Source organism: Tenacibaculum sp. E3R01, assembly GCF_003318185.1.
Lineage (GTDB): Bacteria > Bacteroidota > Bacteroidia > Flavobacteriales > Flavobacteriaceae > Polaribacter > Polaribacter halocynthiae.
In genome coordinates this window covers 1-1,592 of record NZ_QOCC01000011.1, presented here as the reverse complement: position 1 = coordinate 1,592, position 1,592 = coordinate 1, and the positions used below count along the sequence as shown (strand labels likewise).

1 protein-coding gene is annotated in these 1,592 nt (G+C 26.5%); it reads left to right on the top strand.

Annotation, left to right across the window (positions count from 1 at the left end; genetic code table 11):
• Positions 1-1,592 (top strand): condensation domain-containing protein (locus DS884_RS01515; protein ID WP_233487090.1); only part of this gene is annotated, 1,592 nt, incomplete at both ends.

The following is a 1,592-nucleotide window of genomic DNA, read 5'->3' as shown; positions in this document are numbered from 1 at the left end:
TTTTTTTAATTGTGGAGGAGATTCATTAAACGTAATCTTTTTAAGTAATAAAATAAATAAGGAGTTTGGTGTAAAAGTTTCAGCTAGAGATATTATTGAGTACCCTACTATAAAATATATAAAAGATTTTATATCTAATTCTTCAATAGTAGATTATATATCAATTCCTGTAGCTGAAAATAGACCACATTATCCTTTATCTTCTTCTCAAAAAAGAATGTATTATTTATATGAATATAATAAAGATACTATAGAATATAATGTACCTACGGTTATCACTTTAAGTGGTGCTTTAGATATAGGAAGATTGAAATTTTCTTTCGAGCAGTTAATTAAACGACATGAAAGTTTACGAACTGTATTTGAGTTTAATGAAGGGGAATTAGTACAGCGAATTTTATCAGACATACAATTTTCTATAAAAAGATTCGATAAAGAACAAAATATACAAGAAATTTTAAAAAGTTTTGTAAAACCTTTTGATTTAAGTAAATCTCCATTATTTAGAATAGGATTAACATCTATTTCTGATGTAGAACATATTCTTATAATAGATACCCATCATATTATTTCTGATGGAATTACAAATTCTATACTAATAAAGGATTTTTTCTCATTTTATAATAAAGAAAGTTTACCTGAGCTTAGAATTCAATACAAAGACTTTGCGGTTTGGGAAGAAGGAGAAGAATATCAAAAGGAAGTAACTAAACATAAGAAATACTGGTTGAATAGGTTTTCTAAAGAAACTACAACGCTTGAATTACCTTATGACTATCCGAGACCTAAAAAATTCAATATTGAAGGTAAAAACCATGCAATAGAACTGGATAATAATTATGTTGAAAGTTTAAATAATATAGCAGATAAAGAGGGGGTTACTGTTTACTCTGTGTTTTTAGCAATATATAATCTATTATTACACAAGTTAACAAATCAAAAGGATATAGTAATTGGTACTGCAGTTTCAGGAAGATCTCATATTGATTTGGAAGCTATAACGGGAGTTTTTATCAATACATTAGCTATAAGAAACAATCTTGAAGAGAATTTAACTTTTAGTGAGTTTTTAAGAAAAGTACAAAAGAATAGTCAAGCTGATTTAGAGCATCAATTATATCCATACGAGGATTTAGTTGATAATTTGAATATAGAAAGAGTCGCAGATAGAAGCCCTTTATTTGACGTATTTCTAAGCTATCAATCGATGAAAGATATTTCTTTCTCTAAAAACTCTGAGTTACAGGTAAAGTTGTTTGAAGATTTATTTTCTTTGGCAAAATTTGATTTAATATTCACGATACTAGACTTTAGAGATAGGTTTAAATTGAATTTTACATATAGAAATGAATTGTTTAAATCAGAAACGATTACTCGATTTATGTCTTATTTCGTAAATGTAATAGACCAAATATTGTTAGATGATACTATTTTAATCGAGGATATAAATGTTTTATCACAAGAGGAAGTAACTCAGCAAATAAATGAATTTAATGACACTGATGTTGTATATGAAAAAAAAGAATCTATTATAAATATTTTTTCATCTCAAGTAGAAAATACCCCAGATAAAATAGCATTAGTTTTCGAAG